This is a genomic window from Burkholderia sp. Bp9004 (assembly GCF_003858025.1).
GTDB lineage: Bacteria > Pseudomonadota > Gammaproteobacteria > Burkholderiales > Burkholderiaceae > Burkholderia > Burkholderia diffusa.
In genome coordinates, this window is the sequence record NZ_QTQD01000034.1 from 63,561 (window position 1) to 86,916 (window position 23,356).

Genomic DNA, 23,356 nt, shown 5'->3' on the forward strand with positions numbered 1-23,356 from the left:
CGCATCGCGGCGGGATGCGTGGCATGGCCGCCGCTGCAAACGACTGCGGCCGGCAGGTGCCGGCCGCGATGCAACACGGGCAACAAACCGGTCGCGGTGCCATTGAAGACGCCGCGCCGGCCGTACGCGCTTACTGCGGGCCCATCTTCTTGATCAGCACGTCCAGTTCGGCCATTTCGGCGTCGGTGAGGTCGACGAGCGGCGCGCGCACCGGGCCAGCGTCATGGCCGACGAGCTTCGCGCCCGCCTTCACGATGCTGACCGCGTAGCCCGCGCGACGGTTGCGGATCTGCAGGTACGGCAGGAAGAATTCGTCGATCAGGCGGCCGACCGTTGCGTGGTCGTCCTTCGCGATCGCTTCATAGAACGCCATCGCCGTCTTGGGGATGAAGTTGAACACGGCCGACGAGTACACCGGCACGCCGAGCGCCTTGTACGCGGCTGCGTAGACTTCGGCCGTCGGCAGGCCGCCGAGATACGCGAAGCGGTCGCCGAGGCGGCGGCGGATCGTGACCATGCTCTCGATTTCGCCGACGCCGTCCTTGAAGCCGATCAGGTTCGGGCAGCGATCGGCGAGGCGCTCGAGCATGTCGGCGTTCAGCTTCGAATTCGCGCGGTTGTACACCACGACGCCGATCTTCAGCGCGCGGCACACCTGCTCGACGTGTTCGGCGATGCCTTCCTGGCTGGCTTCCGTCAGGTAGTGCGGCATCAGCAGCACGCCGCTCGCGCCGAGGCGCTCGGCTTCCTGCGCGTATTCGATCGCGACGCGCGTCGCGCCGCCGGCGCCGGCCAGGATCGGCACCTTGCCCTTGCAGGTTTCCGTCGCGACGCGGATCACGTCCGAATACTCGCGCTGCGTGAGCGAGAAGAATTCACCGGTGCCGCCGGCCGCGAACAGCGCGGTCGCGCCATACGGTGCCAGCCATTCCAGACGCTCGGCATAGGTGGTCGGGCGGAAGCTGCCGTCCGCGTCGAAGTCCGTCAGCGGAAACGACAGCAGGCCGTGGGAGATGATCTGTTTGAGTTCTTGCGGTGAAGTCATGGTTGGGTCGTCCGTCTAGCGCGAGTGCTGGGTTCGTCGGGTACGGCATCCGAGCCATATTGGCGATGTCGTTGTATGTCATCGTACAACGAGGCAAAAGGTGACGCAAGCGATTTGCTGGCGGGCGGGGGTTAGGGTCTTTCCGGATAAGGGTTTACTCAGCATCCCGGTTGGTGTTGAATGTCGTATGATGACTAACGATTTGACTGGTGGCCTTCCAGGAATTCCGATGACTGCTTCCCCGCTTTATATCCGCGTGCATCCCGACGACAACGTCGCGATCGTCGTCAACGACGGCGGCCTGCCCGAGGGCGCGACGTTCGCCGACGGCCTGACCCTGCGCGAAGGCGTGCCGCAAGGGCACAAGGTCGCGCTGGTCGACCTTGCGGCCGGCGACCCGATCGTCCGCTACAACGTCGTGATCGGCTACGCGCTCACCGAGCTGCGCCGCGGCAGCTGGGTCAACGAGCGCACGATGCGCATGCCCGAGCCGCCGGGGCTGGACAACCTGCCGCTCGCCACCCGTGCCGCGCCGCCGCTGGCGCCGCTCGAAGGCTATACGTTCGAGGGCTTCCGCAATCCGGACGGTTCGGTCGGCACGCGCAACATCCTCGCGATCACGACGACCGTGCAGTGCGTGTCGGGCGTCGTCGAGCATGCGGTGAAGCGGATCAAGGACGAACTGCTGCCGCGCTACCCGAATGTCGACGACGTGGTCGGGCTCGAGCACACATATGGCTGCGGCGTCGCGATCGATGCACCCGATGCCGACATCCCGATCCGCACGCTGCGCAACATCAGCCTGAACCCGAACTTCGGCGGTGAGGTGATGACGGTGAGCCTCGGCTGCGAGAAGCTGCAGCCCGAGCGCCTGCTGCCACCCGGCGCGATTCCGCTGGCGGCCGACGGCGCGACGGACAACGGCGGCGTGGTGTGCCTGCAGGATGCCGCGCACGTCGGCTTCAACTCGATGATCGACTCGATCATGAAGATGGCCGAATCGCACCTCGAGCGGCTGAACCGCCGCCGTCGCGAGACGTGCCCGGCGTCCGATCTCGTCGTCGGCGTGCAGTGCGGCGGCAGCGATGCATTCTCGGGGCTGACCGCGAACCCGGCGGTCGGCTTCGCGGCCGACCTGCTCGTGCGTGCGGGCGCGACGATCATGTTCTCGGAAGTGACCGAAGTGCGCGATGGCGTCGCGCAACTCACGTCGCGCGCGGCGAACGAGGACGTCGCCCGCGAGATCATCCGCGAGATGGACTGGTACGACCGCTACCTGCAGCGCGGCCGCGTCGATCGCAGCGCGAACACGACGCCCGGCAACAAGAAGGGCGGCCTGTCGAACATCGTCGAGAAGGCGATGGGTTCGATCGTGAAATCGGGCAGCGCGCCGATCGCCGGCGTCGTGCGGCCCGGCGATCGGGCGCGGCAGAAGGGGCTGCTGTACGCGGCGACGCCCGCGAGCGATTTCATCTGCGGCACGCTGCAGCTCGCGGCGGGGATGAACCTGCACGTGTTCACGACCGGCCGCGGCACGCCATACGGCCTCGCGCAGGTGCCGGTGATCAAGGTCGCGACGCGCAGCGATCTCGCGCGCCGCTGGCACGACCTGATGGATCTCGACGCGGGGCAGATCGCGACCGGCGCGGCCTCGATCGAGGACGTGGGCTGGGAGCTGTTCCGGCTGATGCTCGATGTCGCGAGCGGCAAGCGCCGCACCTGGGCCGAGCAATGGAAGCTCGCGAATGCGCTGACGCTGTTCAACCCGGCGCCGGTGACCTGACACGCGCGGTTGCGACGGGCAGACGATGCGGGCGCCTTCGAGCGCCCGTTCTTGATTGCGGCGGCGCGATTTCCTTACCTCGAACGTAATCGACCGCCCATGCGAGGCCGGTGACGATGACGGCACGCGAACACGAAACGTCCGCGGCGCCGTCCTTCCTTCATCCAGACCAGGAGCCTCGCATGAACACCGCCCAAACCGCCCAGTCCGCTCACGCCGACCTGATCGACCGCTATTTCGACGCCTGGAACGAGCCCGACGTCGCACGCCGGCGCGCGCTGATCGATGCGACCTACGCGAGCGACGCGGCCTATCGCGATCCGCTGATGGCCGGCGACGGCCACGCGGGCATCGACACGATGATCGCCGCGGTGCAGGCGCGCTTCCCCGCGTTCCGGTTCCGCCGCACGACCGACGTCGACGGCTTCGGCCAGCACCTGCGCTTCTCGTGGGCGCTCGTGTCGCCCGACGGCGCGGCGATCGTGAAGGGTTCGGATTTCGGCACCGTCGATGCGTCGGGCCGCCTGAAGTCGGTCACGGGTTTCATCGACGAAATGCCGGCCGCGGCATCGTGACGTGAGCGATGCACGCCCGGTGGCCGCCGGGATCGGGTAACTTATGCAATTCGTTCCCGATCCCGGAGATTTGCCCACATGCTGAAGAATCTCGATCCTCTGCTGCACGCCGACATCCTGCACACGCTGCGCGCGATGGGCCACGGAGATGAAGTGGCGATTTGCGATGCGAATTTTCCCGCGGAGTCCGTCGCCGAGCACACGGTGGTCGGCCGCGCGCTGCGCATCGACGGCGCCGACTCGGCGCGCGTCGCGCGCGCGGTGCTGTCCGTGCTGCCGCTCGACACGTTCGTCGATACGCCCGCGTGGCGGATGGAAGTGGTCGGCGACCCCGCCGCGGTGCCGCCCGTGCAGCGTGAAGTGCAGGCCGAAATCGATCGCGCGGAAGGGCGCGCCGTGACGCTCGCGGGCGTCGATCGATTCGCGTTCTACGAGCGCGCGCAACAGGCGTACGCGGTGATCGTCACCGGCGAGCTGCGCGGCTACGGCTGCTTCCTGTTCAAGAAAGGCGTGCTGTTGAGCGACGCCGGTTAGGGCCAGTTCCCTTTATTCGCGGCGACGGCCGGGCGTCGTTCTTCATGGCGCCGTCATGCTTGCGTCGCCGCCGCAGCGTAAAGATTTGCTACAACCTTTTTCTTGGACACCGCGAAAAGACCCTCTATGCTGGCCCATTTGCCGCGGGCCCGACAGGGCCGCGCGGCGCCGAACCGCACGGGCACGCCCCGCGCGGACGGCCGAACTGCATACGAGGAGAGAGGCATGACGCGTTCCGTCGATTCCGGCGTCATTTTTTTCGCACGCCTGGCGCTGGCGGCGTTGTTCTTGTGGGGCGGCGTGATGAAGCTGCTCGGCTACAGCGATTTCATCGGTTATCTGCATGGGCTGAACGTGCCCTATCCGCAGGTGATGGGCCCGGTCGTCGTCACGATCGAGGCACTCGGCGGCCTGCTGCTGATCGTCGGCTACAAGGTGAAGCCGCTCGCGTTGCTGATGGCGTTCTATACGATCGCGACCGCGATGGTGGGACACAATTTCTGGGATGCGACGGACGCCGCGGTCCAGCACGACATGGTGATCCACTTCTGGAAGAACGTTGCGATCGCCGGCGGGTTCCTGCTGCTGTTCGTGACCGGTGCGGGCGGCGCGAGCATCGACGCGCTGCGCCGGCCGAGTTCGTCGTACGGCGCGCTGCGCTGAGTCGAACCGGGCTGAACGGCGCGACGCACGCACGTCGCGCGCTGCGCTGAAGCAAAACAAAAGGGCCGAATCCCGCACGCAGCGGGATTCGGCCCTTTGTTCATCCGGCCGACGCGTGCGCGCCGGCGTTCAGCGTGCGTCCTTCAGGTCCTTCGCATCCTTCGAGAACTGCACGGCGATCGCGCCGAGCACGCAGATCGTCGCGACGTACACGACCGGCGCGAGCGGGTTCGACTTCATCATCAGCGACACGATTACCGGCGTCAGGCCGCCGAAGATCGCATACGCGACGTTGTACGAGAACGAGATGCCCGAGAAGCGCACGACCGCGGGGAAGCTCTTGACCATCACGAACGGCACCGCACCGATCGTGCCGACCGTGAAGCCGGCAATCCCGTAGTACAGCGGCAGTGTCGACGCGTCGGCCGCGACCTGCGCGAACAGCAGGTAGTAGCACGCGGCCAGCACGAGGCCGCCGATGCCGAGCACGCGCTTCGCGCCGATCCAGCCCGCGAGCGAGCCGGCGGTGATGCAGCCGGCCGTCAGGCACAGCGTTGCGATGCTGTTCGCGAACAGCGTGGTCGCGGGCGTCAGGTGAAACTGCTTCTGCAGCAGCGCGGGCGTCATCAGGATCACGACGACGATCGCCGCCGACAGCATCCACGTGAGCAGCATCGACACGATCACCGCGCGGCCGTGGTCGCGCAGCACGGCCTTCAGCGGAATCTCGGCCGCGAGCGCCTTCTTCGCCTTCATCTCGGCGAACACCGGCGTCTCGTGCAGCCAGCGGCGCAGGTAGACGGAGAACAGGCCGAACACGCCGCCGAGCAGGAACGGAATGCGCCAGGCGAATGCGGTGACTTCGGCGCCCGAGTAACGGCTGTTGATGCCGGCGGCGACCAGCGAGCCGAGCAGGATGCCGGCCGTGAGGCCCGCGGTCAGCGTGCCGCACGCATAGCCGATGTGGCGCGACGGCACGTGCTCCGACACGAATACCCATGCGCCCGGCACTTCGCCGCCGACCGCCGCGCCCTGCAGCACGCGGAACAGTAGCAGCAACACCGGCGCGAGGATGCCGATCGAGTCGTAGGTCGGCAGCAGGCCCATCAGCAGCGTCGGCACCGACATCATCAGCACGCTCAGCGTGAACATCCGCTTGCGGCCGAACAGGTCGCCGAAGTGCGCCATGATCACGCCGCCGAGCGGACGCGCGAGATAACCGGCCGCGAAGATGCCGAACGTCTGCAGCTGGCGCAGCCAGTCGGGAATGTCGTGCGGGAAGAACAGCTGTCCGATCGCGGGTGCGAAGAACACGAAGATGATGAAGTCGTAGAACTCGAGGGCGCCGCCGAGTGCGGCAAGGCCAAGAGTTTTATAGTCGCTGCGCGTGAGCGCGCGTTCGGCGGCGCGAGGCGCGCCGCTCAATTCGGAAGCTTGCATGGTCAGGACGATCGGTTTTCGAATGTTGTTGTCGGTGCTGCGTCTCCAGAACCCGCTATCGGCATGGACTGGCAAGGCGCGGCTTGCGTCGTCGAGCGTGTGCCGAGCGCCGGATGGGGCACGCGACACGCACCGTCGCACCGGGATGGGGCACGACGCAGACGAAGCGTCAAAGCGGGTGGGGGGATTCTACAGGAGCGCGAAATGCGCGCGCGCGGGGCCGCGCCGAGGAATGCTTCGGACTTCGTCGAACCGAAACGCACGCGGCGCGGCAGGCGGGTGAACCGCATGCCGCGCCGCACGTGACAGGGACTGCGCGATCAGTTGCCGGCGATCGTATCGACCGGCTTGAACGCGCCGTGCTCGACCTTGTAGATCGTCACCGGCGCATCCTTCAGGTCGCCCTTCGCGTCGTATGCGATGCTCGGCGCCGACACGCCCTTGATCGACACCTTGCCGAGATACGGCGTATAGACCTTCGGATCGGTCGAGTTCGCGTTCTTCATCGCGGTGAGCAGCGCGATCGTGCCGTCGTACGAGTAGGGCGAATAGGTGATGACGTCTTCATTGAAGCGTGCCTTGTAGCGCGATGCGTAGCCGGCGAAGCCCGGCATCTTTTCCTTCGGCAGCCCGCCCATGTAGACGATCGCGCCTTCGGCCGCGTCGCCGCCGACCTTCAGGAACGTCGGCGAGCGCGACATCTCGCCGGTCACGAAGGCGGACTTCATCCCGAGCTGGCGCATCTTGCGGATCATCGGCGAAGACTGCGCGTCGCCGCCGCCGTAGAAGATCGCGTCGGGGTTGATGCCCTTCAGGTTGGTCAGGATCGCCGAGAAGTCGAGCGCCTTGTCGTTCGTGAAGTCGCGCTTGACGATCGTGCCGCCCGCGGCCTGCACGGCCTTCGCGAATTCGTCGGCGATGCCCTGGCCGTAGGCCGTGCGGTCGTCGATGATCGCGATGCGCTTGTAGCGCAGCGTCTTCACCGCGTACGAGCCGACGATGCGGCCGGCCTGCGCGTCGCTCGTCAGCAACCGGTAGGTGGTCTTGTAGCCGCGCGCCGTGTATTGCGGCGACGTCGCCATCGAGATTTGCGGCAGCCCCGCGCGATCGTACAGGTCGGACGCCGGAATGCTCGTGCCCGAGTTGAAGTGGCCGATGACGCCGCGGACGTTGTCGTCGATCAGCCGCTGCGCGACCGTCGTGCCGGTGCGCGGGTCGGCCTGGTCGTCCTGCGAGTCGAGCTGGAACGTGACCGGCTGTCCACCGATCGTCGGATGCGTCGCGTTGAAATCGGCGATCGCGAGTTGCACGCCCTTCTGCATGTCCGTGCCGTAGTTCGACTGCGGCCCCGTCAGCGGTGCGGCGAAACCGATCTTGACGACGTCGGCGGCGATGGCGTGTGCGCCCGACAGTGCGCAGGCAGCGGCCAGCGCGACGTGCGATACCTTCAGCTTCACTTTCACTTCCCCTTGATGGCGTGGTTGGGCCGCCGCCGGCCAGCGGGCCGGTGCGGTAAACCGGGCGAGACGTATCGGTCTGCAGGCCTGTGCGACAGCCGTGCGGGGTGTGCCATGCGCCGCGCGGGTTATGCCGGAATCGGCGTGCGTGGTGTTGGCGGGATATCGTCTCGTTACCGTTGATCGAAGTCTAGGTAGCGAAAATGCGCGCGTCTTGCGCGTTCGGTGCGCGACCGGCGACGATTTCGGCATATCGTCGATAACCCTGATATATGCCGAAATCGTCATGTAGAACGCGTAATCGCGCCAAGACGTGACGCGCCGGCATTTCTAGGATGGCGGGTCCGGCGCAGGTTGTCTCGGCGTCAGTTGGGTGCATCGATATCGCCGACGTTGCCGACCGATGCCCGGCGCCATGCAGCGGGCCGATGCGTATTCGACGCCGCCCGGCAAGCGCGCGGCGCAGTGGTTGCACGCACAACAGCACGGCGTACGATGCGCCGCCGCATGCGGCCACCCGATCGTCGCCAATCGTCGCCGATCGGCGGCGCGTTGCGCGGACCGCCGTTCGCCGAGCCGCCCGATCGCTTGCCCGAGATCGCCACGACGTGTTCTCGGGCGCGCTCCTATAATCGACGCCATCAGCCACTCCCTTCGCAGATGCCGGGATGACGACCTTCCTTGCCGCACCGCCCATGAGCCTGTCCGACACGCTGCGCTACCAGCCCGACAACGCCGATCTCGGCGCGATGCTCGCGCACTTCCGCCTGCTCGAGCCGGTGTTCGACGCGCTGCCCGACGTTGCATTCTTCGTGAAGGACGCGAACGGCCGCTACGCGCTCGTCAACCGCACGCTGGCGATGCGCTGCGGCTACAAGGACAAGCGCGACCTGCTCGGCAAGACGACCGACGAAGTGTTTCCGCGCCGCTTCGGCAGGACCTATTTCGAGCAGGACATGGCGACGATCACCGCCGGCCAGCAGCTGATGGACCAGCTCGAGCTGCATCTGTATCCGGGCCGCCAGCCGGGCTGGTGCCTGACCTGCAAGGAGCCGCTGCGCGACGCGGCCGGCAAGGTGGTCGGTCTCGCGGGCATCTCGCGCGACCTGAAGGCGCACGAGGGGTCGCATCCGGCCTACAGCAAGCTCGCCGACGTGGTGCAGCACATCCAGGATCACTACGTGCAGCCGCTGAACCTGAAGCAGCTTGCGCAGATGGCCGGGATGTCGGTCGCGCAGCTCGAACGCTACTTCCACAAGGTGTTTCACCTGACGCCGCGCCAGGTGCTGCTGAAAACGCGGCTCGACGCGGCCACGGCGCTGCTCGTCACGCACGACAAGGTGACCGACGTCGCGGCGCTATGCGGTTATACGGATCACAGCGCGTTCACGCGCCAGTTCAAGGCGACGGTCGGCATGACGCCGACGGAATATCGGCTGATGCTGCAGGATCGGGCAGGGTGAAGTGTCGCGCCGGGCGGGCCGGCGGGTCTGAAGGATCGGGGCGATGCGGGGAAGCGGTGAAAACCGTGGCTCAGCGGTAGCCGAGCCCTTTCAGGACGGCCGTGCCGTCTTCGGTCAGCCGGAAGCTGGGGGCCGTATCGGGGTCGAGCCTGACCATCTCGACGAGACCGGCTTCCTGCAGCGCAGGCAATTCGGCTTTGGCGTTCGCGCCGATCGGCGCATGCAGCAGCACGAGCAACGTCGCGATTTCGTGATGACTGAGCAGGCGGCGCAGCATCGTCTTCTTTGCAGAGGGCGCGGCCGGGCGGCCCGCGGGTGCTTCTACGGCGCTCATCGCTTTCCTCCTTTTCGAGATAACCATCGGGTACTGGCTGCGGATGGTGCCGTCGAAGACTTAAGCGATTCTTAAAACCGCGGTGGCCGAGCGGATGCTGCAGTGCGGCGTGCGTTACGGGATGTAACCCCAGCCGGGCGGCCGCTTCCGGCCCCGCTTCCGGCCCCGAGCGGCCTGCCTTGCCGGGCGGTGCACCGCCGCGGCATTCACCACGATGGTGCGTCCGCGCGACGCCCGTCGCGGGGTCGTCGTGATTTTCTCGTTCGATTCGCCCATGCGCGAAATTTGCTTGCTCCCTTATTTCCTGCGCTGGGCCTGCGCGGCGAGCCGCACGGCCGCGTTGGCCGCGCCGTAACCGTCGTAGCCGCCGCGCCGCTCGACGATTTCGAGCGAGAAGCGGTTGTCGACCAGTTCCGTATACGCATGCAGGAATTCGCCGCCGTTTTCGTCGCGGTCGTACAGCAGATGGTGAGCGCTCAGCGTGTCGATCAGCTCGTCCGGCAGCGCGTAGCGCGCGGCGAGATCGTCGTAATAGTTCGGCGGGATCCGCAGGAACGGCACGCCGTCGGCCGCGAACGTGGCGACCGTCTGCACGATGTCGTCGGTCCGGAACGCGACGTGGTTCAGCCCCGTGCCGTGATAGCGTTCGAGCGATTCGGCGACGGCCGTATGGCGGTCGACCGACGCATTCAGCGCGATCCGCACCGAGCCGTCGGCGCTGCGCACCGCGCGGCTGCGCATCAGGCCGTACGGATCGGGCACGAGCCAGCTGCGCTCGGCCTCGAAGCCGAAGGCGGTCTTGAAGAACAGGATCCACGTATCGAGCGCGTCGGCCGGCAGCGCGAGGCAGACGTGATCGATGCCCGTCAGCGGGCCGACCTCGGTCGGGCCGTCGATGTCGGTCAGCACGAAATCCGACTCATATAGCGTTGGCGCGTTCGGCGTCTCGTCGACGAAGTATTCGAGGCTGCCGTCCGGCGCCTGCACGCCCGGCAGCACGCGCTCGTTCGGGCCGACGCGCCCGGAAAACGGCGCGTAGCCGAAGCCGGCCGCGCGTTCGAATGCCACTTTCGCATCGTCGACGCGGAACGCCGACGCGCACAGCGACAACCCGTGCTGCTGGAAGAACGCGTCGGCGAACGAGTCGCGCTCGGCGTTCAGCACGATCGATGCGGCGCCGTGCTGGAACAGTGTCACGTCCTTCGATCGATGACGGCCCGCGAGCCGGAACCGCATCCGGCCGAGCCATTCGCCGACGGTGGCCGCCGCCTGCGCGTCGACCGCGAATTCAATGAACTGGAACCCGACGTGCGCGGGCGGCGCCGGCGGCGCGAACAGTGGCTGGCCGGCGGCGGGCGCGTGGCCGTCCTGTGCGAGCCGCGCGCGCGTCAGCTCTTCCAGATAAAGCAGCGAGCGGTGGCCGTCGGCGGCCGTGATCGCGGTCGGCGCGGCGCGGAAGCCGTCGTTGAAGATCTCGAGCGACAGCGGCCCCGTATAACCGGACTCGATCACGCGGGCCGTGAAGCGCGTGAGGTCGAAGTCGCCCTGGCCGGGGAACGAGCGGAAGTGGCGGCTCCATTCGATCACGTCCATCGCGAGCTTCGGCGCGTCGGCGATCTGCACGAACGCGATCCGGTCGCCGGGGATGTCGGCGATCGCGTCCGGCGAATCGTCGAGCGACAGCGTATGGAAGCTGTCGAGCGCGAGGCCGAGATGCGGGCTGTTCACCGCGTTCACGAGCTGCCATGCGTGGCTGTACCGGTTCACGACGCGGCCCCACGCGAGCGCCTCGTACGCGGCGACCACGCCGGCCTGCCGCGCGGCTTCGGCGAGCGCGCCGAGCTGGTCGACCAGCAAAGCATCGTCCGCGATCGTGTCGGGCGACACGTTGCTGCACACCAGGATGCGGTCGGTGCCGAGCGCGTGCATCACGTCGAACTTGCGGCGGATGCGGTCGAGATTGCGGGCGAGCTGGGCCGGGCTCACGCCCTCGAAGTCGCGAAACGGCTGGAACAGCACGATGTCGAGGCCGAGATCGGCGGCCATGCGCCGCACGTCGGCGGGCGATCCGTCGAAGTAGACGAGGTCGTTCTCGAAGATTTCGACGCCGTCGAAGCCGGCGGCCTGGATGGCGGCGAGCTTCTCGGCGAGCGTGCCGGACAGTGACACGGTGGCGATCGAGCGCTGCATGGGCGAATCCTGCGGATGAGCGGGGCGTGGCGTCGGCCGGACCGGGCCGGAATGAACCAGTCGTTGAATTACCTGCGGGCGCCACATCCCGAATTTACTAGGGGAGTATGGGGAATTATACAAACTAACTAGATGGTACAAATTAGCGAAAACCCGAAAAGACATTGCGCTTGCGCAAGCGCACACTAGCGCCAAATCTTGACGTCAAGGGGCGCAGTCGGCTAGCGATTCGCCCCTGTTTTAGGAGCAGAAACACCATGAGCAAGCACAAGGTGCTGGTGCTGAACGGCCCGAACCTGAATCTGCTGGGGACCCGCGAGCCCCATATCTACGGCGCGGAAACCCTTGCCGACGTCGAGCAGCGTTGCCGCACGGCGGCTGAAGGGCTCGGGCTGGAGATCGACTTCCGCCAGTCGAACGCCGAGCACCAGCTGATCGACTGGCTGCATGCCGCGCGTCACGATACGCACGGCATCGTGATCAACCCGGCCGCGTATACGCACACGTCGGTCGCGCTGGCCGACGCGTTGTCCGCGATCGCGAAACCCGTGATCGAGGTGCATATCTCGAACGTGCATCGTCGCGAGGCATTCCGTCACCACTCTTATGTGTCGGCGGTGGCCGAAGCCGTGATCTGCGGCTGCGGCACCGAAGGCTACGTATTCGCGCTGCAGCGCCTGTCGACCCTTTTTGCGCAGGGAGCTGCACGATGAGCCGCCCGTCTTTTCTGATCGGCCTGATCGGCCAGGGCATCGGCGGTTCGCTGTCGCCCGCGATGCATGAGGAAGAAGGCTTCCGCCAGGGTTTCGGCTACGTATACCGGCGCATCGATCTCGACGTGCTCGGCGTGACCGCCGACGCGCTGCCGGAACTGCTCGATGCCGCGCAGCGCATGGGCTACAACGGGCTCAACATCACGCATCCGTGCAAGCAGCGCGTGATCGAGCACCTCGACTCGCTGTCGGACGACGCGCGCGCGCTCGGCGCGGTGAACACCGTGCTGTTCAAGGACGGCAAGCGGATCGGCCACAACACCGACTGGTCGGGTTTCGCGAAGTCGTTCCGCCGCGGGTTGCCCGATGTGTCGCTCGAGCGTGTCGTGCAGCTGGGCGCGGGCGGCGCGGGTGCGGCCGTCGCGCATGCTGCGCTGCAGATGGGCGCCGCCGAGCTGACGATCTTCGACGTCGACGGCACGCGTGCCGCCACGCTCGCGGGCGAACTGCAGCAGCGCTTCCCGGCCGCCCGGGTTACACCGGGCAGCGATCTCGCGGCCGCGATGCATGTCGCGACTGGCCTGATCCACGCCACGCCGACCGGCATGACCAAGCATCCAGGCCTGCCGCTGCCGGCCGAGCTGCTCCGCGCGGGAATGTGGGTTGCCGACATCGTGTATTTCCCGCTCGAAACCGAACTGATCCGCGCCGCGCGCGCGGCCGGCTGCGCGACGCTGCCCGGTGGCGGGATGGCCGTGTACCAGGCCGTCGATGCGTTCGAGATCTTCACCGGACGCACGCCGGACGACGAGCGAATGTTCGAACACTTTCAGTCGCTCGTCGCGCGCTGACCTTTTACCGACTAGCTGAAAAAGAGACCAGGAGACGACCATGCAGCACACCACCCACACGAACGCCGCGCCCGCGGCGGCCGGCACGGTCCGGCGGACCTCGGCGCGCTACAAGATCCTCGCGCTGCTCGCGATCGGCACGATGATCAACTATCTCGATCGTACCGTGCTGGGGGTGGCTGCGCCGCAGCTCACCAAGGAGCTTGGCATCAACGCGGCGGTGATGGGCATCATGTTCTCGGCATTCTCGTGGACGTACGTCGCGATGCAGGTGCCCGGCGGGCTGTTCCTCGACCGCTTCGGCAGCAAGATCACCTATTACTGGTCCATGACGCTGTGGTCGCTGTGCACGTTGCTGCAGGGCTTCGTGCCCGGTGTCGGGACGTTGCTCGCATGCCGGCTCGGCCTCGGCGTGACGGAAGCGCCGTGTTTCCCGACCAACAGCCGGGTCGTCGCGACGTGGTTCCCGCAGAACGAGCGCGCGATGGCGACCGGCACCTACACCGTGGGCGAGTACATCGGTCTCGCGTTCTTCAGCCCCGTGCTGTTCGCGCTGATGGGTGCGTTCGGCTGGCGCTCGCTGTTCTGGGTCGTCGGCACGATCGGCATCGTGTTTGGTCTGGTCTGGTGGAAGTTCTATCACGAGCCGCGCAACCATCCGGCCGCCAATTCGGAAGAACTCGCGTACATCGAAGCGGGCGGCGGTCTCGTGCACGGCGCGCGCAAGGACGGGGACAAGAGCGGCAAGCCCGCACAGGCCAAGTTCAGCTGGTCGATGGCCGGCCGGCTGCTGAAGAAGCGTCAGCTCGCGGGTATCTGCCTCGGCCAATTCGCCGGCAACTCGACGCTCGTGTTCTTCCTGACCTGGTTCCCGACCTATCTCGCGACCGAGCGCCATATGGGCTGGCTGAAGATCGGCTTCTTCGCGGTGATGCCGTTCATCGCCGCGTCGGTCGGTGTGATGTTCGGCGGGATCTTCTCCGACTGGCTGCTGCGCCGCGGCAAGTCCGCGAACCTCGCGCGCAAGCTGCCGATCATCGCGGGCCTGCTGCTCGCGTCGACGATCATTCTCGCGAACTACGTGAAGAGCAACGAAGCCGTGATCGCGATCATGTCGGTCGCATTCTTCGCGCAGGGGATGGCGGCGCTCGGCTGGACGCTCGTGTCCGACATCGCGCCGGACGGCCTGCTGGGCGTGACCGGCGGCATCTTCAACTTCGCGGCGAACCTCGCCGGCATCATCACGCCGCTCGTCGTCGGCTTCATCGTCGCATCGACCGGATCGTTCGTCGGCGCACTCGTGTTCATCGGCGTGATCGCGCTGATCGGTGCGCTGTCGTATATCTTCGTCGTCGGCGACATCAAGCGGATCGAACTGTAAGTACCGGCTCCACGCACACTCGGTGCGTTCGCCCGGCGACCTGTGGGTCGCCGGGCTTTTTTGTTTCTGCCGTCCCCGCTTGCGGGCCGGGGCATACGTCAGCGCTCACGCGCGCTGCATGGCAATCCCGAGCGATTCGACCGCCTGCGCGATCGCCGCGACCGCACGCCGGATGTCGCCGGCATCGATCGCGCCGATGCAGCCGACGCGGAACGTCTCGAGTTGCGTCAGTTTGCCCGGATACAGGATGAAGCCCGCGTCGCGCACTGCGTCGTAGAAGCGGCGGAAATCGTAAGCCGGATGGTCGGGCGCATGAAACGTGACGATCACCGGCGCCTGCACGCTTGCGTCGAGGAACGGCGTGAAGCCGAGCGCGCGCATCGATTCGATCAAGGTCCGGCAGTTCTCCGCATAGCGCGCACCGCGCGCCGGCTGGCCGCCTTCGGCCAGATACTGGTCGAGCGCGGCGCGCAGCGCGGCGATCACGTGGGTCGGCGGCGTGAAGCGCCACTGGCCCGTCTTGCGCAGGTATGCGTACTGATCATGCAAGTCGAGCGCGAGCGACGGCGAGTTGCCTTCGCTCGCGTCGAGTACATCGCGCCGCACGATCGCGAACCCCATCCCCGGCACGCCTTCCAGGCATTTCCCGCTTGCCGAGATCAGCGCGTCGATTCCGCTGTCCGCCAGCGCGATCGGCAACGCGCCGAACGAACTCATCGCGTCGACGATCAGCCGCTTGCCGTGCCGCCGGCACGCGGCCGCGATCGCGTCGAGCGGATTGAGGATGCCGGCGCTCGTTTCCAGGTGCACCAGCGCGACGTGCGTGATGCGTGGCTCGCGCGCGAACGCGGCTTCGATCGCCGCCGGGTCGACCGCGGCGTCCTCATCGAACGGCAGCGCGATCGCCGCGATGCCGAGCCGGCCGAGGATCTTCAGGATGCGCGCGCAATACGCGCCGTTGTCCGGCACCAGCACGACGCCGTCGCGCGGCACGAGCGTGCCCAGCGCGGCCTCGACCGAAAACGTGCCGCTGCCTTGCATCGGCACGCACACGTATTCGTTGCCGCCGCGCGCGATCGCGACGAGATCCGCGCAGACACTGGCCGTCAATTGATTGAAAGCGGCGTCCCACGAGCCCCAGTCATGTTGCATTGCGTGGCGTGTTGTGGCGGACGTGGTGAGCGGACCGGGCGTGAGCAGAATCGGGTCGGGCATGGCTTTTTCTCCAGCAAAGGTCGGGCGAAACGCCGGGGCGGCATTTCTGGGTGATTTGCATGATATTGGCAAAATGTGTCATTTTTTGGAAATTGTGGCACTCGTCACGGCGTTGTCATCGAACGCTGTGATCCTTCGGTTGCCGCGCGAGACCACCCGCAGCGCGGCAGCGAGGCAGGCCGGTTGTCGGTCTGTCCGACTGAAAGGAGCCGGATCGTGCCCCGGCCGTTTGGTGTTCCGCCTACGGAGAAGTGAGATGACACTGCAGAATTCCTCGCGCGCCGCTGCCGGCGCGTTCCGCAAGCTCGCGCTGGCCGCCTGCGCCGCCGGTCTGCTGCAAGGCGCCGCGATGCCCGCACATGCGGCAAACGCGGTCGTGCTGTATACGGCGGACGGTCTCGAGAATCTCTATCGCGATGTGCTGCCGGCCTTCGAGAAGAAGGAAGGCGTCAAGGTCAACATCGTGACGGCGGGCAGCGGCGAGGTCGTCAATCGCGCGAACATCGAGAAGAATTCCCCGAAGGCCGACGTGATCGTCACGCTGCCGCCGTTCATTCAGCAAGCCGGCCAGATGGGCCTGCTGCAGCCGTACCAGAGCGTGAACTACAAGAACGTGCCGGCGATCGCAAAGGCCGAGGACGGGACGTGGGCGACGTTCGTGAACAACTACTTCTCGTTCGCGATCAACCCGGACGTCGTGAAGAACCAGCCGAAGACGTTCGCCGACCTGCTGTCGCCGGCCTACGCGGGCAAGGTCGCGTACTCGAACCCGGCGACCGCCGGCGACGGGATGGCCGTGCTGATCCTGACGACCTCGCTGATGGGCGAGGACAAGGCGTTCGACTACCTGGCGAAGCTGTCGCAGAGCGTGAAGTTCCACACGAAGGGCACGGGCTACCTGAACGTGCTGCTGTCGCGCAACGAGATCAGCGTCGCGAACGGCGACCTGCAGATGGACCTCGACGACGCCGAACACGGGGCGCTGTCCGTCAAGCCGATCTTCCTGTCCGCGAAGGACGGCGACCAGCCGACCACGTTCCAGCTGCCGTACGGCATCGGCCTGATCAAGAGCGGCCCGAACCAGGACGCCGGCAAGAAGCTGATCGACTACCTGATGTCGACGGAAGTGCAGTCGAAGGTGCCGGACATGTACGGCATCCCGGGCCGCACCGACGTGCCGCTGGCCGGCAAGAACGGAGAAGCGGTCAAGAAGGCGATTGCGGGCGTGAAGCTGATCCCGGTCGACTGGACCCAGGTGATGGCGAAGAAGCCGGTGTGGATCGAGCGCTGGAAGAAGGACGTGATCGGCAGCTCGGGCAAGCAGCTCGACGTCGTCAAGCCGAAGTGATCGGCACACGCCGCCTGTATTAGCGAGCAAGAGGATGAACCCGGTGGAAACCACCCTGACCCATCCCGGCGCATTCGGCGCCGCCGAACCGCACGCCACGCTGCGGTCCGGCGCGCCGGGCGGCGTGCAGATCGAACACCTGAGCGTGCGCTATGGCGCACGTACTGTGCTGGAAGATCTGTCGCTGTCGATCGGCGCCGGTGAATTTCTGACCGTGCTCGGCAAGAGCGGCTGCGGCAAGACCACGCTGCTGCGCTTCATCGCCGGGTTCGTGAAGGCCGATGGCCTGACCGGCACGCTGACCGTGGCCGGACGCGACCTGACCCATGCGCCGCCGCACAAGCGCAATCTCGGTCTGTTGTTCCAGAATTACGCGCTGTTCCCGCACCTGTCGGTGTTCGAGAACGTCGCATTCGGGCTGCGCGCCCGCGGGATGGCCTCGTCCGAAGTGACGCGTCGCGTCGCCGACGCGCTGAAGCTCGTGCAACTCGGCGATGCGGGCCACCACCTGCCCGCGCAACTGTCGGGCGGGATGCAGCAGCGCGTTGCGCTGGCCCGCGCGCTCGTGATCGAGCCGGACGTGCTGCTGCTTGACGAACCGCTGTCGGCGCTCGACGCCAACCTGCGCGCGTCGGTGCGCAGCGAGCTGAAGGCGCTGCACGAGCGCCTGCCGAACCTGACCGTCGTCTGCGTGACGCACGACCGCGACGACGCGCTCGTGCTGTCCGACCGCGCGCTGCTGATGCGCGACGGCCGCATCGCGCAGCTCGGCACGCCGCAACAACTGTACGACGCGCCGCAGGACGGCTACGTCGCGCGCTATCTCGGCCCGGCGAACCTGCTGCCGCCGCGCGTGATCTTTCCGCTCGGCGATCCGCGTCACGAAGTGCGCGACAAGGTCGCGTGCGTGCGCCCCGAGCGCCTGACCGTGATGCCGCTCGCGGCGGGCGGCCTGCACGGCACGGTGTCTTCCGTCGAATGGCAGGGCGCGGACCTGTCGATTGCGGTCGTGATCGATGCGGCGCCCGACGAACCCGTGCGCGTGACGATGCAACGCGGCCGCGGCGCGGCCCCCGAGCGCGGGGCGCGCGTTTCCCTGCATTGCGAGGCAGACGATGTCGTCCTTATCGAGCCCTGAAGCCGGCCTGCCGCCGCATGTGCTCGCGTCGGCCGCCGCGCATGCCGCTGCCGCGCGGCGCCGCAAGCGCATGGGCGACCTGCACCTCGCCGTGCTCGCGATCGTCGTGCTCGGCCCGCTCGTCGTCTATCCGCTGGTGCGGCTCGTGCTGCTGAGCGTATCGGGCGATCACGGGCTGAGCTTTGCCGCGTACCGGACGTTCTTCGGCAACCCCGATACGCGCAACGTGCTGCTGACGACGCTCGGCGTGCTGTTCGCGAGTGCCGGCACCGCATCGGTGCTCGGCGTGCTGCTGGCCGCGCTGCTGTTCTTCAAGCCGTTTCCGGGCGCGTCGCTCGTCACGCGCTTCCTGGAACTGTACGTCGCGTTCCCGTCGTTCCTCGTCGCGTTCACGCTGATCTTCCTGTACGGCTCGCAAGGCTCGATCAGCATCGCGCTGCAGCACCTGTTCCATCTCGAGAGCGCGCCGCTCGATTTCCTGTTCGGCATCGGCGGTGTGATTCTCGCGCAGACCGTGTTCTATACGCCGTTCGTCGTGCGGCCGACGCTCGCGTCGTTCGCGACGCTCGACCTGCGCCTGATCGAAGCCGCGCGCAGCCTCGGCGCGTCGGGCTGGATGCTTGCACGTCGCGTCGTGCTGCCGCTCGCGTGGCCGGGCATCGCCGCCGGCACCGTGCTGTGCTTCCTGCTGACGCTGAACGAATTCGGGATTCTGCTCGTGCTCGGCAGCGCGCGGCTCGTGACGCTGCCGGTCGCGATCTACAGCAGCGCGACCGTCGACCTCGACCTGCCGACCGCGTCGGCCGGCGCGGTCGTGATGCTCGCGCTGTCGCTGGCGCTTTATGCGGTTTATCGCCGGGTAAACCGGCGTGCGACGGGAGGAAACGATGTCCGCTGAATTCCGTATCGGGCAAGCCGTGCCGCGCCATCAGATCGGCTGGGGCGACACGCTGCTCAAGCATGCGTCGCGCGCGGCGCTCGCGCTGGCCGCGTTCGCCTGCTTCTGGCTGTTCGTGCTGCCGGTCATCGTCGTTGCACTGTCGAGCGTGTCGACGCAGTGGTCGGGCACGATCCTGCCGGCCGGCTACAGCCTGCGCTGGTTCGAGCGGCTCGGTTCGCCGGAATACGACGCGCTGCTGACGAGCCTCGAGATCGGCTTCGGCGTGTCGGCGATCGGCACGATCCTCGGGCTGTGGCTTGCACTCGCGCTCGAAGGGCGCGACCGGCGCGGCCTCGGCGCTGTTGTCGATGCGCTCGTGATGGTGCCGAATGGCGTGCCGAGCGTTGTGCTCGGACTCGCGGTGCTGATCGCGTATCACCAGAAGCCGCTCGACCTGTCGAGTTCCGCCGCGATCGTCGTGCTCGTGCAGCTCGCGCTGATTCTGCCGTTCTGCTACCGCTGCGCGGCCGCCGCGCTGCGCCCGGAGCTGACCGTGCTGCGCGAAGCCGCGGCGAGCCTCGGTGCGCCGCCCGCGATGGTGCTGCGCCGCGTACTGTTGCCGCAGCTCGTGCCGGCGCTGCGTGCGAGCCTCGCGCTCGGCTTCGCGCTGTCGCTCGGCGAACTCGGCGCGACGCTGACCGTCTACCCGCCGGGTTTCGCGACCGTGCCGATCGTCGTGATCGGCCAGGTCGAGCGTGGTTATTACCTTCCGGCATCGGCGCTGTCGCTGCTGATGCTCGGCGCGTCGCTCGCGGCGCTGCTGCTGATCGCCGCGCGTGTGCCGCGCGGCAAGCGGGCGGCATCATGAACGCCGCGTTTGCATTGCGCCATCCGGGTGAAGCGTCGGCGAACGGCGCATCGCCGGATCTCGCGGGACGCTCCGTCGACGTCAACGGCCGGCGCTACCGGCTGCCGGTCGAGCCGACCGTGGTCGTCTGTGTCGACGGCTGCGAGTACGACTATCTCGAACGTGCGGTGGAAGCGGGCGTTGCGCCGTTCATCGGCCGGATGATCGCCGAAGGCACGGCGTGGCGCGCCGATTGCGTCGTGCCGACCTTCACCAACCCGAACAACCTGTCCATCGTCTGCGGCGCGCCGCCGTCGGTCCACGGGATCTGCGGCAACTATTTCTGGGATCCGGCCGCCGACGGCGGGCGCGGCGCCGAAGTGATGATGAACGACCCGGCCTATCTGCGTGCCGGCACGCTGCTCGCGGCGGCGTCCGACGCCGGCGCGCGGGTGGCCGTCGTGACGGCGAAGGACAAGCTGCGCCGGTTGCTAGGCTGGCAGATGAACGGCATCTGCTTTTCCGCGGAGAAGGCCGCGCAGGCGAATCTCGCGGAAAACGGCATCGTCGACGTACTCGACTGGGTTGGCCTGCCGTCGCCGGATGTCTATAGCGCGGCGCTTTCCGAATTCGTGTTCGCGGCCGGCGTGCGGCTTGCGCAGACGCGGCAGGTCGACCTGATGTACCTGTCGACCACCGATTACGTGCAGCACAAGTGCGAGCCGGGCAGTGCCGGCGCAAACGCGTTCTACGCAATGATGGACGGCTATCTCGCGCAGCTCGACGCGCTTGGCTGGGCAATCGGGCTCACGGCCGACCACGGGATGAACGCGAAGCACGATCCCGCAACCGGTCGCCCGAACGTGATCTATCTGCAGGATGCGTTCGACGGCTGGTACGGCGCGCAGGCCGCGCGCGTGATCCTGCCGATCACCGATCCGTACGTCGTGCACCACGGCGCGCTTGGCTCGTTCGCGACCGTCTACCTGGCGCCGGACGTCGACCGGACCGAAGCGATGTGGCGCGTCGGCGGGATCGACGGCGTCGAGCTCGTGCTTGACAACGCGGAAGCCGCCGCGCGCTTCGAATTGCCGGCCGACCGGATCGGCGATCTCGTCGTGATCGGTCGGCGGGACATGACGCTCGGCACGCGCGAGCGCGAACACGACCTGTCCGGCCTGACCGTGCCGCTGCGTTCGCACGGCGGCGTGTCCGAGCAGGAAGTGCCGTTGCTGTTCAACCGTCGGATCGAGCGGGACGATCCTGCACGTCGTCCGCGCAATTTCGACGTCTTCGATTTCGTGCTGAACCGGGTCGCGTCATGATGGCTCATCCCCGACAGGATCACCTCGCCTTTCGCGCCGAGGCGCTGCGCTGGTGCGGCACGCGTGCGACGCGGGATCGTGTTCTCAACGTTACCGATCCGTACACCGGCACGCGTGTCGGCACGGTGCCGCTGGCGAGCGTCGACGACGTGCGCGCCGCGTTCGACTACGCGATGGCGTACCGGCCTGCGCTCACGCGTTACGAGCGTTCGCAGATTCTCGAACGCGCGGCGGCGCTGCTGCGCGAACGTACCGAGGAAGCATCCGACCTGATCACGCTCGAATCGGGATTGTCGAAACGGGATTCGCGCTACGAGATCGGCCGCGTTGCCGACGTGCTGAAGTTCGCGGCGGTCGAGGCGCTGCGCGACGACGCGCAAAGTTTCTCCTGCGACCTGACGCCCCACGGCAAGGCGCGCCGCGTGTTTTCGCAGCGACAGCCGCTCGACGGCGTAATCGTCGCGATCACGCCGTTCAATCATCCGATGAATCAGGTCGCGCACAAGATCGCGCCGGCGATCGCGACCAACAACCGCGTGATCGTGAAGCCGTCGGAGAAGGTGCCGCTGTCGGCGTTCTATCTGGCGGACCTGCTCTACGAGGCCGGCCTGCCCGAGCCGATGCTGCAGGTGTTGACCGGCGACCCGCGCGAAATCGCGGACGAGCTCGTCACGCATCCGCACGCATCGTTGATTACCTTCACGGGCGGCGTGTCGATCGGCAAGGCGATCGCTGCGCGGGCCGGCTACCGGCGCATCGTGCTGGAGCTCGGCGGCAACGATCCGTTGATCGTCCTTGACGATGCCGATCTGGAGCGTGCCGCATCGCTGGCCGTGCTCGGCTCGTACCGGAATTCGGGGCAGCGCTGCACGGCCGTCAAGCGGATCCTGGTACAGCGCTCGATCGCGCCGGCATTCACCGAGTTGCTCGTCGAGAAGACGCGTGCATGGAAATATGGCGATCCATTCGATCCCGCGAACGAAATGGGCACGGTGATCGACGGCGCGGCGGCGCGGCTGTTCGAGGCGCGGGTCCGCGAGGCGGTCGCACAGGGTGCGCGCTTGCTGATCGGGAACGTGCGTCGGGGGGCGCTCTATTCGCCGACCGTGCTCGACAACGTCGATCCGTCGATGACGATCGTGCGCGAGGAGACCTTCGGCCCCGTATCGCCCGTCATCGCGTTCGACACGATCGACGACGCGATCCGGATCAGCAACGGGACGGCATTCGGGCTGTCGTCGGGTGTCTGTACGGACAGCACGGCGGCCGTCGTGCGCTTCGTGAACGAGCTGAACGTCGGGACCGTGAATGTATGGGAAGTGCCCGGATACCGGATCGAGCTTTCTCCGTTCGGCGGGATCAAGGATTCGGGGCTCGGTTACAAGGAAGGCGTTCAGGAGGCGATGAAGAGCTTCACGAACCTGAAGACGTTTTCGCTGCCTTGGGAGTGAGCGGATGGCACTGACGGTGGAAGAGATTCATGGGCTGTATCGCGAGCACGGCCATGTGGCCTATAGCGGTGAACCTGTCACGCAGCTCGAGCATGCGTTGCAAAGCGGGTTGCTGGCGGAAGAGGCGGGCGCAGACGAAGCGCTGGTTGCGGCCGCGTTCCTGCACGACCTGGGGCATCTGCTGAATCGACAGGGCGAGACGCCGAGTGCGCGCGGTATCGACGATCTGCATCAGTATTTCGTGCTGCCGTTCCTGCGGCCGCTGTTTTCGGACGCGGTGCTGGAACCGATCCGGCTGCATGTCGACGCGAAGCGTTGCCTGTGCCGCACGGACGTCGGCTACTTCGAGAGCCTGTCGCCGGATTCGGTGCGTAGCCTCGCGCTGCAGGGCGGTATCTTCAGTGAAGATGAGACGGTGGCATTCATGCAGCGCCCGTTTGCGGAGGACGCGCTGCGTCTGCGCCGCTGGGACGATACCGCGAAGGAAGAGGGCAAGGTGACGCCTGGTCTCGATCACTATATGGAGATAGTGGCGCGCCAAGTGCGTGTGGCCTGACGATTCGGCTGCTTCTATATAGGGCCCCGTACGCGGCAGCGTGCGGGGCCTTATATTTTTTACGAAACCCCTTGCGCGATTGCCGGGCGCTGCTTAGAATCACGCCTCTTTCGCGCTAACGGAAACGCGGCGCGGGGGAAGAAGGGAAGCGGTGCGATGGAGGGTCA

21 protein-coding genes are annotated in these 23,356 nt (G+C 66.9%); 15 read left to right on the forward strand and 6 right to left on the reverse strand.

Features of this window, described 5'->3' with window-relative positions; all coding sequences use genetic code 11:
• Positions 1-130: 130 nt before the first annotated feature.
• Complete coding sequence (gene kdgD, locus DIE08_RS29035; protein ID WP_059599108.1) at positions 131-1,045, reverse strand: 5-dehydro-4-deoxyglucarate dehydratase; 915 nt, start codon at positions 1,043-1,045, stop codon at positions 131-133.
• 229 nt (positions 1,046-1,274) lie between these two features.
• On the opposite strand from kdgD, the gene garD reads away from it, so the two are divergent.
• The 4 genes from garD to DIE08_RS29055 all read left to right on the forward strand — a co-directional run bounded on the left by garD (position 1,275) and on the right by DIE08_RS29055 (position 4,600).
• Complete coding sequence (garD, locus tag DIE08_RS29040; RefSeq protein WP_059599109.1) at positions 1,275-2,828, forward strand: galactarate dehydratase; 1,554 nt, start codon at positions 1,275-1,277, stop codon at positions 2,826-2,828.
• A gap of 182 nt (positions 2,829-3,010) precedes the next feature.
• Positions 3,011-3,403, forward strand: a complete 393-nt coding sequence (locus DIE08_RS29045; protein ID WP_124905021.1) for a nuclear transport factor 2 family protein — start codon at positions 3,011-3,013, stop codon at positions 3,401-3,403.
• A 78-nt stretch (positions 3,404-3,481) separates the two neighbouring features.
• The gene (locus DIE08_RS29050) at positions 3,482-3,937 is read left to right on the forward strand and encodes an RbsD/FucU family protein (RefSeq protein ID WP_059599111.1); all 456 of its coding nucleotides are present in this window, start codon (positions 3,482-3,484) and stop codon (positions 3,935-3,937) included.
• 225 nt (positions 3,938-4,162) lie between these two features.
• Entirely contained in the window at positions 4,163-4,600 is a 438-nt protein-coding gene (locus DIE08_RS29055; protein WP_124497162.1) for a DoxX family protein, read from the forward strand.
• Positions 4,601-4,729: 129 nt separating this feature from the next.
• Here DIE08_RS29055 and DIE08_RS29060 read toward each other — a convergent pair whose 3' ends face one another.
• Complete coding sequence (locus tag DIE08_RS29060; RefSeq protein WP_124905023.1) at positions 4,730-6,040, reverse strand: MFS transporter; 1,311 nt, start codon at positions 6,038-6,040, stop codon at positions 4,730-4,732.
• Positions 6,041-6,360: 320 nt separating this feature from the next.
• Positions 6,361-7,497, reverse strand: coding sequence for a branched-chain amino acid ABC transporter substrate-binding protein (locus DIE08_RS29065; RefSeq protein WP_124905025.1), 1,137 nt, complete (start codon positions 7,495-7,497; stop codon positions 6,361-6,363).
• Between the two features lie 668 nt (positions 7,498-8,165).
• Here DIE08_RS29065 and DIE08_RS29075 point away from each other — a divergent pair.
• Positions 8,166-8,960 (forward strand): AraC family transcriptional regulator, encoded by a 795-nt coding sequence (locus tag DIE08_RS29075; protein ID WP_059528381.1) that lies wholly within the window; start codon positions 8,166-8,168, stop codon positions 8,958-8,960.
• Between the two features lie 70 nt (positions 8,961-9,030).
• On the opposite strand, the gene DIE08_RS29080 is transcribed toward DIE08_RS29075, so the two are convergent.
• Both DIE08_RS29080 and DIE08_RS29085 read right to left on the reverse strand, forming a co-directional pair.
• Positions 9,031-9,294: a hypothetical protein gene (locus tag DIE08_RS29080; protein WP_124905029.1), complete on the reverse strand. Its 264-nt coding sequence runs from the start codon at positions 9,292-9,294 to the stop codon at positions 9,031-9,033.
• Between the two features lie 297 nt (positions 9,295-9,591).
• Positions 9,592-11,484: a bifunctional sugar phosphate isomerase/epimerase/4-hydroxyphenylpyruvate dioxygenase family protein gene (locus DIE08_RS29085; protein ID WP_124905031.1), complete on the reverse strand. Its 1,893-nt coding sequence runs from the start codon at positions 11,482-11,484 to the stop codon at positions 9,592-9,594.
• Positions 11,485-11,741: 257 nt separating this feature from the next.
• Here DIE08_RS29085 and aroQ point away from each other — a divergent pair, with 257 nt between their 5' ends.
• From aroQ to DIE08_RS29100, 3 genes are read left to right on the forward strand one after another with little or no spacing between them, the layout of a single operon-like run.
• Complete coding sequence (gene aroQ, locus DIE08_RS29090; protein WP_059528374.1) at positions 11,742-12,197, forward strand: type II 3-dehydroquinate dehydratase; 456 nt, start codon at positions 11,742-11,744, stop codon at positions 12,195-12,197.
• On the forward strand, positions 12,194-13,048 hold the full coding sequence (locus DIE08_RS29095) for a shikimate dehydrogenase (protein WP_059599120.1): 855 nt from the start codon (positions 12,194-12,196) through the stop codon (positions 13,046-13,048). The genes aroQ and DIE08_RS29095 overlap by 4 nt, the downstream gene beginning before the upstream one ends.
• A gap of 40 nt (positions 13,049-13,088) precedes the next feature.
• Positions 13,089-14,429, forward strand: coding sequence for an MFS transporter (locus DIE08_RS29100; RefSeq protein ID WP_124624172.1), 1,341 nt, complete (start codon positions 13,089-13,091; stop codon positions 14,427-14,429).
• A gap of 105 nt (positions 14,430-14,534) precedes the next feature.
• On the opposite strand, the gene DIE08_RS29105 is transcribed toward DIE08_RS29100, so the two are convergent.
• A complete protein-coding gene (locus DIE08_RS29105; RefSeq protein ID WP_124905033.1) occupies positions 14,535-15,644 on the reverse strand; it encodes a 2-aminoethylphosphonate--pyruvate transaminase in 1,110 nt (369 codons plus the stop codon).
• 256 nt (positions 15,645-15,900) lie between these two features.
• On the opposite strand from DIE08_RS29105, the gene phnS reads away from it, so the two are divergent.
• The 7 genes from phnS to DIE08_RS29145 are packed head-to-tail and all read left to right on the forward strand — an operon-like array spanning position 15,901 to position 23,189.
• Positions 15,901-16,992, forward strand: a complete 1,092-nt coding sequence (gene phnS, locus DIE08_RS29115) for a 2-aminoethylphosphonate ABC transporter substrate-binding protein (RefSeq protein ID WP_059599123.1) — start codon at positions 15,901-15,903, stop codon at positions 16,990-16,992.
• Positions 16,993-17,026: 34 nt separating this feature from the next.
• On the forward strand, positions 17,027-18,130 hold the full coding sequence (phnT, locus tag DIE08_RS29120) for a 2-aminoethylphosphonate ABC transport system ATP-binding subunit PhnT (RefSeq protein ID WP_059680396.1): 1,104 nt from the start codon (positions 17,027-17,029) through the stop codon (positions 18,128-18,130).
• Positions 18,108-19,028, forward strand: a complete 921-nt coding sequence (locus DIE08_RS29125) for a 2-aminoethylphosphonate ABC transporter permease subunit (protein ID WP_124905035.1) — start codon at positions 18,108-18,110, stop codon at positions 19,026-19,028. The genes phnT and DIE08_RS29125 overlap by 23 nt, the downstream gene beginning before the upstream one ends.
• Positions 19,018-19,878: a 2-aminoethylphosphonate ABC transport system, membrane component PhnV gene (gene phnV / locus DIE08_RS29130; RefSeq protein ID WP_124611544.1), complete on the forward strand. Its 861-nt coding sequence runs from the start codon at positions 19,018-19,020 to the stop codon at positions 19,876-19,878. The genes DIE08_RS29125 and phnV overlap by 11 nt, the downstream gene beginning before the upstream one ends.
• Positions 19,875-21,182, forward strand: a complete 1,308-nt coding sequence (phnA, locus tag DIE08_RS29135) for a phosphonoacetate hydrolase (RefSeq protein WP_124905037.1) — start codon at positions 19,875-19,877, stop codon at positions 21,180-21,182. The genes phnV and phnA overlap by 4 nt, the downstream gene beginning before the upstream one ends.
• A complete protein-coding gene (gene phnY, locus DIE08_RS29140; protein ID WP_124905039.1) occupies positions 21,179-22,633 on the forward strand; it encodes a phosphonoacetaldehyde dehydrogenase in 1,455 nt (484 codons plus the stop codon). The genes phnA and phnY overlap by 4 nt, the downstream gene beginning before the upstream one ends.
• Before the next feature lie 4 nt (positions 22,634-22,637).
• Entirely contained in the window at positions 22,638-23,189 is a 552-nt protein-coding gene (locus DIE08_RS29145) for a phosphonate degradation HD-domain oxygenase (protein ID WP_124905041.1), read from the forward strand.
• The last annotated feature ends 167 nt before the right edge of the window (positions 23,190-23,356 follow it).

What these genes read in the sequence shown, in the direction of transcription:
- kdgD (WP_059599108.1), bottom strand. Translation starts at nt 1,045, where the DNA reads ATGACTTCACCGCAAGAACTCAAACAGATCATCTCCCACGGCCTGCTG.
- garD (WP_059599109.1), top strand. Translation starts at nt 1,275, where the DNA reads ATGACTGCTTCCCCGCTTTATATCCGCGTGCATCCCGACGACAACGTC.
- DIE08_RS29045 (WP_124905021.1), top strand. Translation starts at nt 3,011, where the DNA reads ATGAACACCGCCCAAACCGCCCAGTCCGCTCACGCCGACCTGATCGAC.
- DIE08_RS29050 (WP_059599111.1), top strand. Translation starts at nt 3,482, where the DNA reads ATGCTGAAGAATCTCGATCCTCTGCTGCACGCCGACATCCTGCACACG.
- DIE08_RS29055 (WP_124497162.1), top strand. Translation starts at nt 4,163, where the DNA reads ATGACGCGTTCCGTCGATTCCGGCGTCATTTTTTTCGCACGCCTGGCG.
- DIE08_RS29060 (WP_124905023.1), bottom strand. Translation starts at nt 6,040, where the DNA reads ATGCAAGCTTCCGAATTGAGCGGCGCGCCTCGCGCCGCCGAACGCGCG.
- DIE08_RS29075 (WP_059528381.1), top strand. Translation starts at nt 8,166, where the DNA reads ATGACGACCTTCCTTGCCGCACCGCCCATGAGCCTGTCCGACACGCTG.
- DIE08_RS29080 (WP_124905029.1), bottom strand. Translation starts at nt 9,294, where the DNA reads ATGAGCGCCGTAGAAGCACCCGCGGGCCGCCCGGCCGCGCCCTCTGCA.
- DIE08_RS29085 (WP_124905031.1), bottom strand. Translation starts at nt 11,484, where the DNA reads ATGCAGCGCTCGATCGCCACCGTGTCACTGTCCGGCACGCTCGCCGAG.
- aroQ (WP_059528374.1), top strand. Translation starts at nt 11,742, where the DNA reads ATGAGCAAGCACAAGGTGCTGGTGCTGAACGGCCCGAACCTGAATCTG.
- DIE08_RS29095 (WP_059599120.1), top strand. Translation starts at nt 12,194, where the DNA reads ATGAGCCGCCCGTCTTTTCTGATCGGCCTGATCGGCCAGGGCATCGGC.
- DIE08_RS29100 (WP_124624172.1), top strand. Translation starts at nt 13,089, where the DNA reads ATGCAGCACACCACCCACACGAACGCCGCGCCCGCGGCGGCCGGCACG.
- DIE08_RS29105 (WP_124905033.1), bottom strand. Translation starts at nt 15,644, where the DNA reads ATGCCCGACCCGATTCTGCTCACGCCCGGTCCGCTCACCACGTCCGCC.
- phnS (WP_059599123.1), top strand. Translation starts at nt 15,901, where the DNA reads ATGACACTGCAGAATTCCTCGCGCGCCGCTGCCGGCGCGTTCCGCAAG.
- phnT (WP_059680396.1), top strand. Translation starts at nt 17,027, where the DNA reads ATGAACCCGGTGGAAACCACCCTGACCCATCCCGGCGCATTCGGCGCC.
- DIE08_RS29125 (WP_124905035.1), top strand. Translation starts at nt 18,108, where the DNA reads ATGTCGTCCTTATCGAGCCCTGAAGCCGGCCTGCCGCCGCATGTGCTC.
- phnV (WP_124611544.1), top strand. Translation starts at nt 19,018, where the DNA reads ATGTCCGCTGAATTCCGTATCGGGCAAGCCGTGCCGCGCCATCAGATC.
- phnA (WP_124905037.1), top strand. Translation starts at nt 19,875, where the DNA reads ATGAACGCCGCGTTTGCATTGCGCCATCCGGGTGAAGCGTCGGCGAAC.
- phnY (WP_124905039.1), top strand. Translation starts at nt 21,179, where the DNA reads ATGATGGCTCATCCCCGACAGGATCACCTCGCCTTTCGCGCCGAGGCG.
- DIE08_RS29145 (WP_124905041.1), top strand. Translation starts at nt 22,638, where the DNA reads ATGGCACTGACGGTGGAAGAGATTCATGGGCTGTATCGCGAGCACGGC.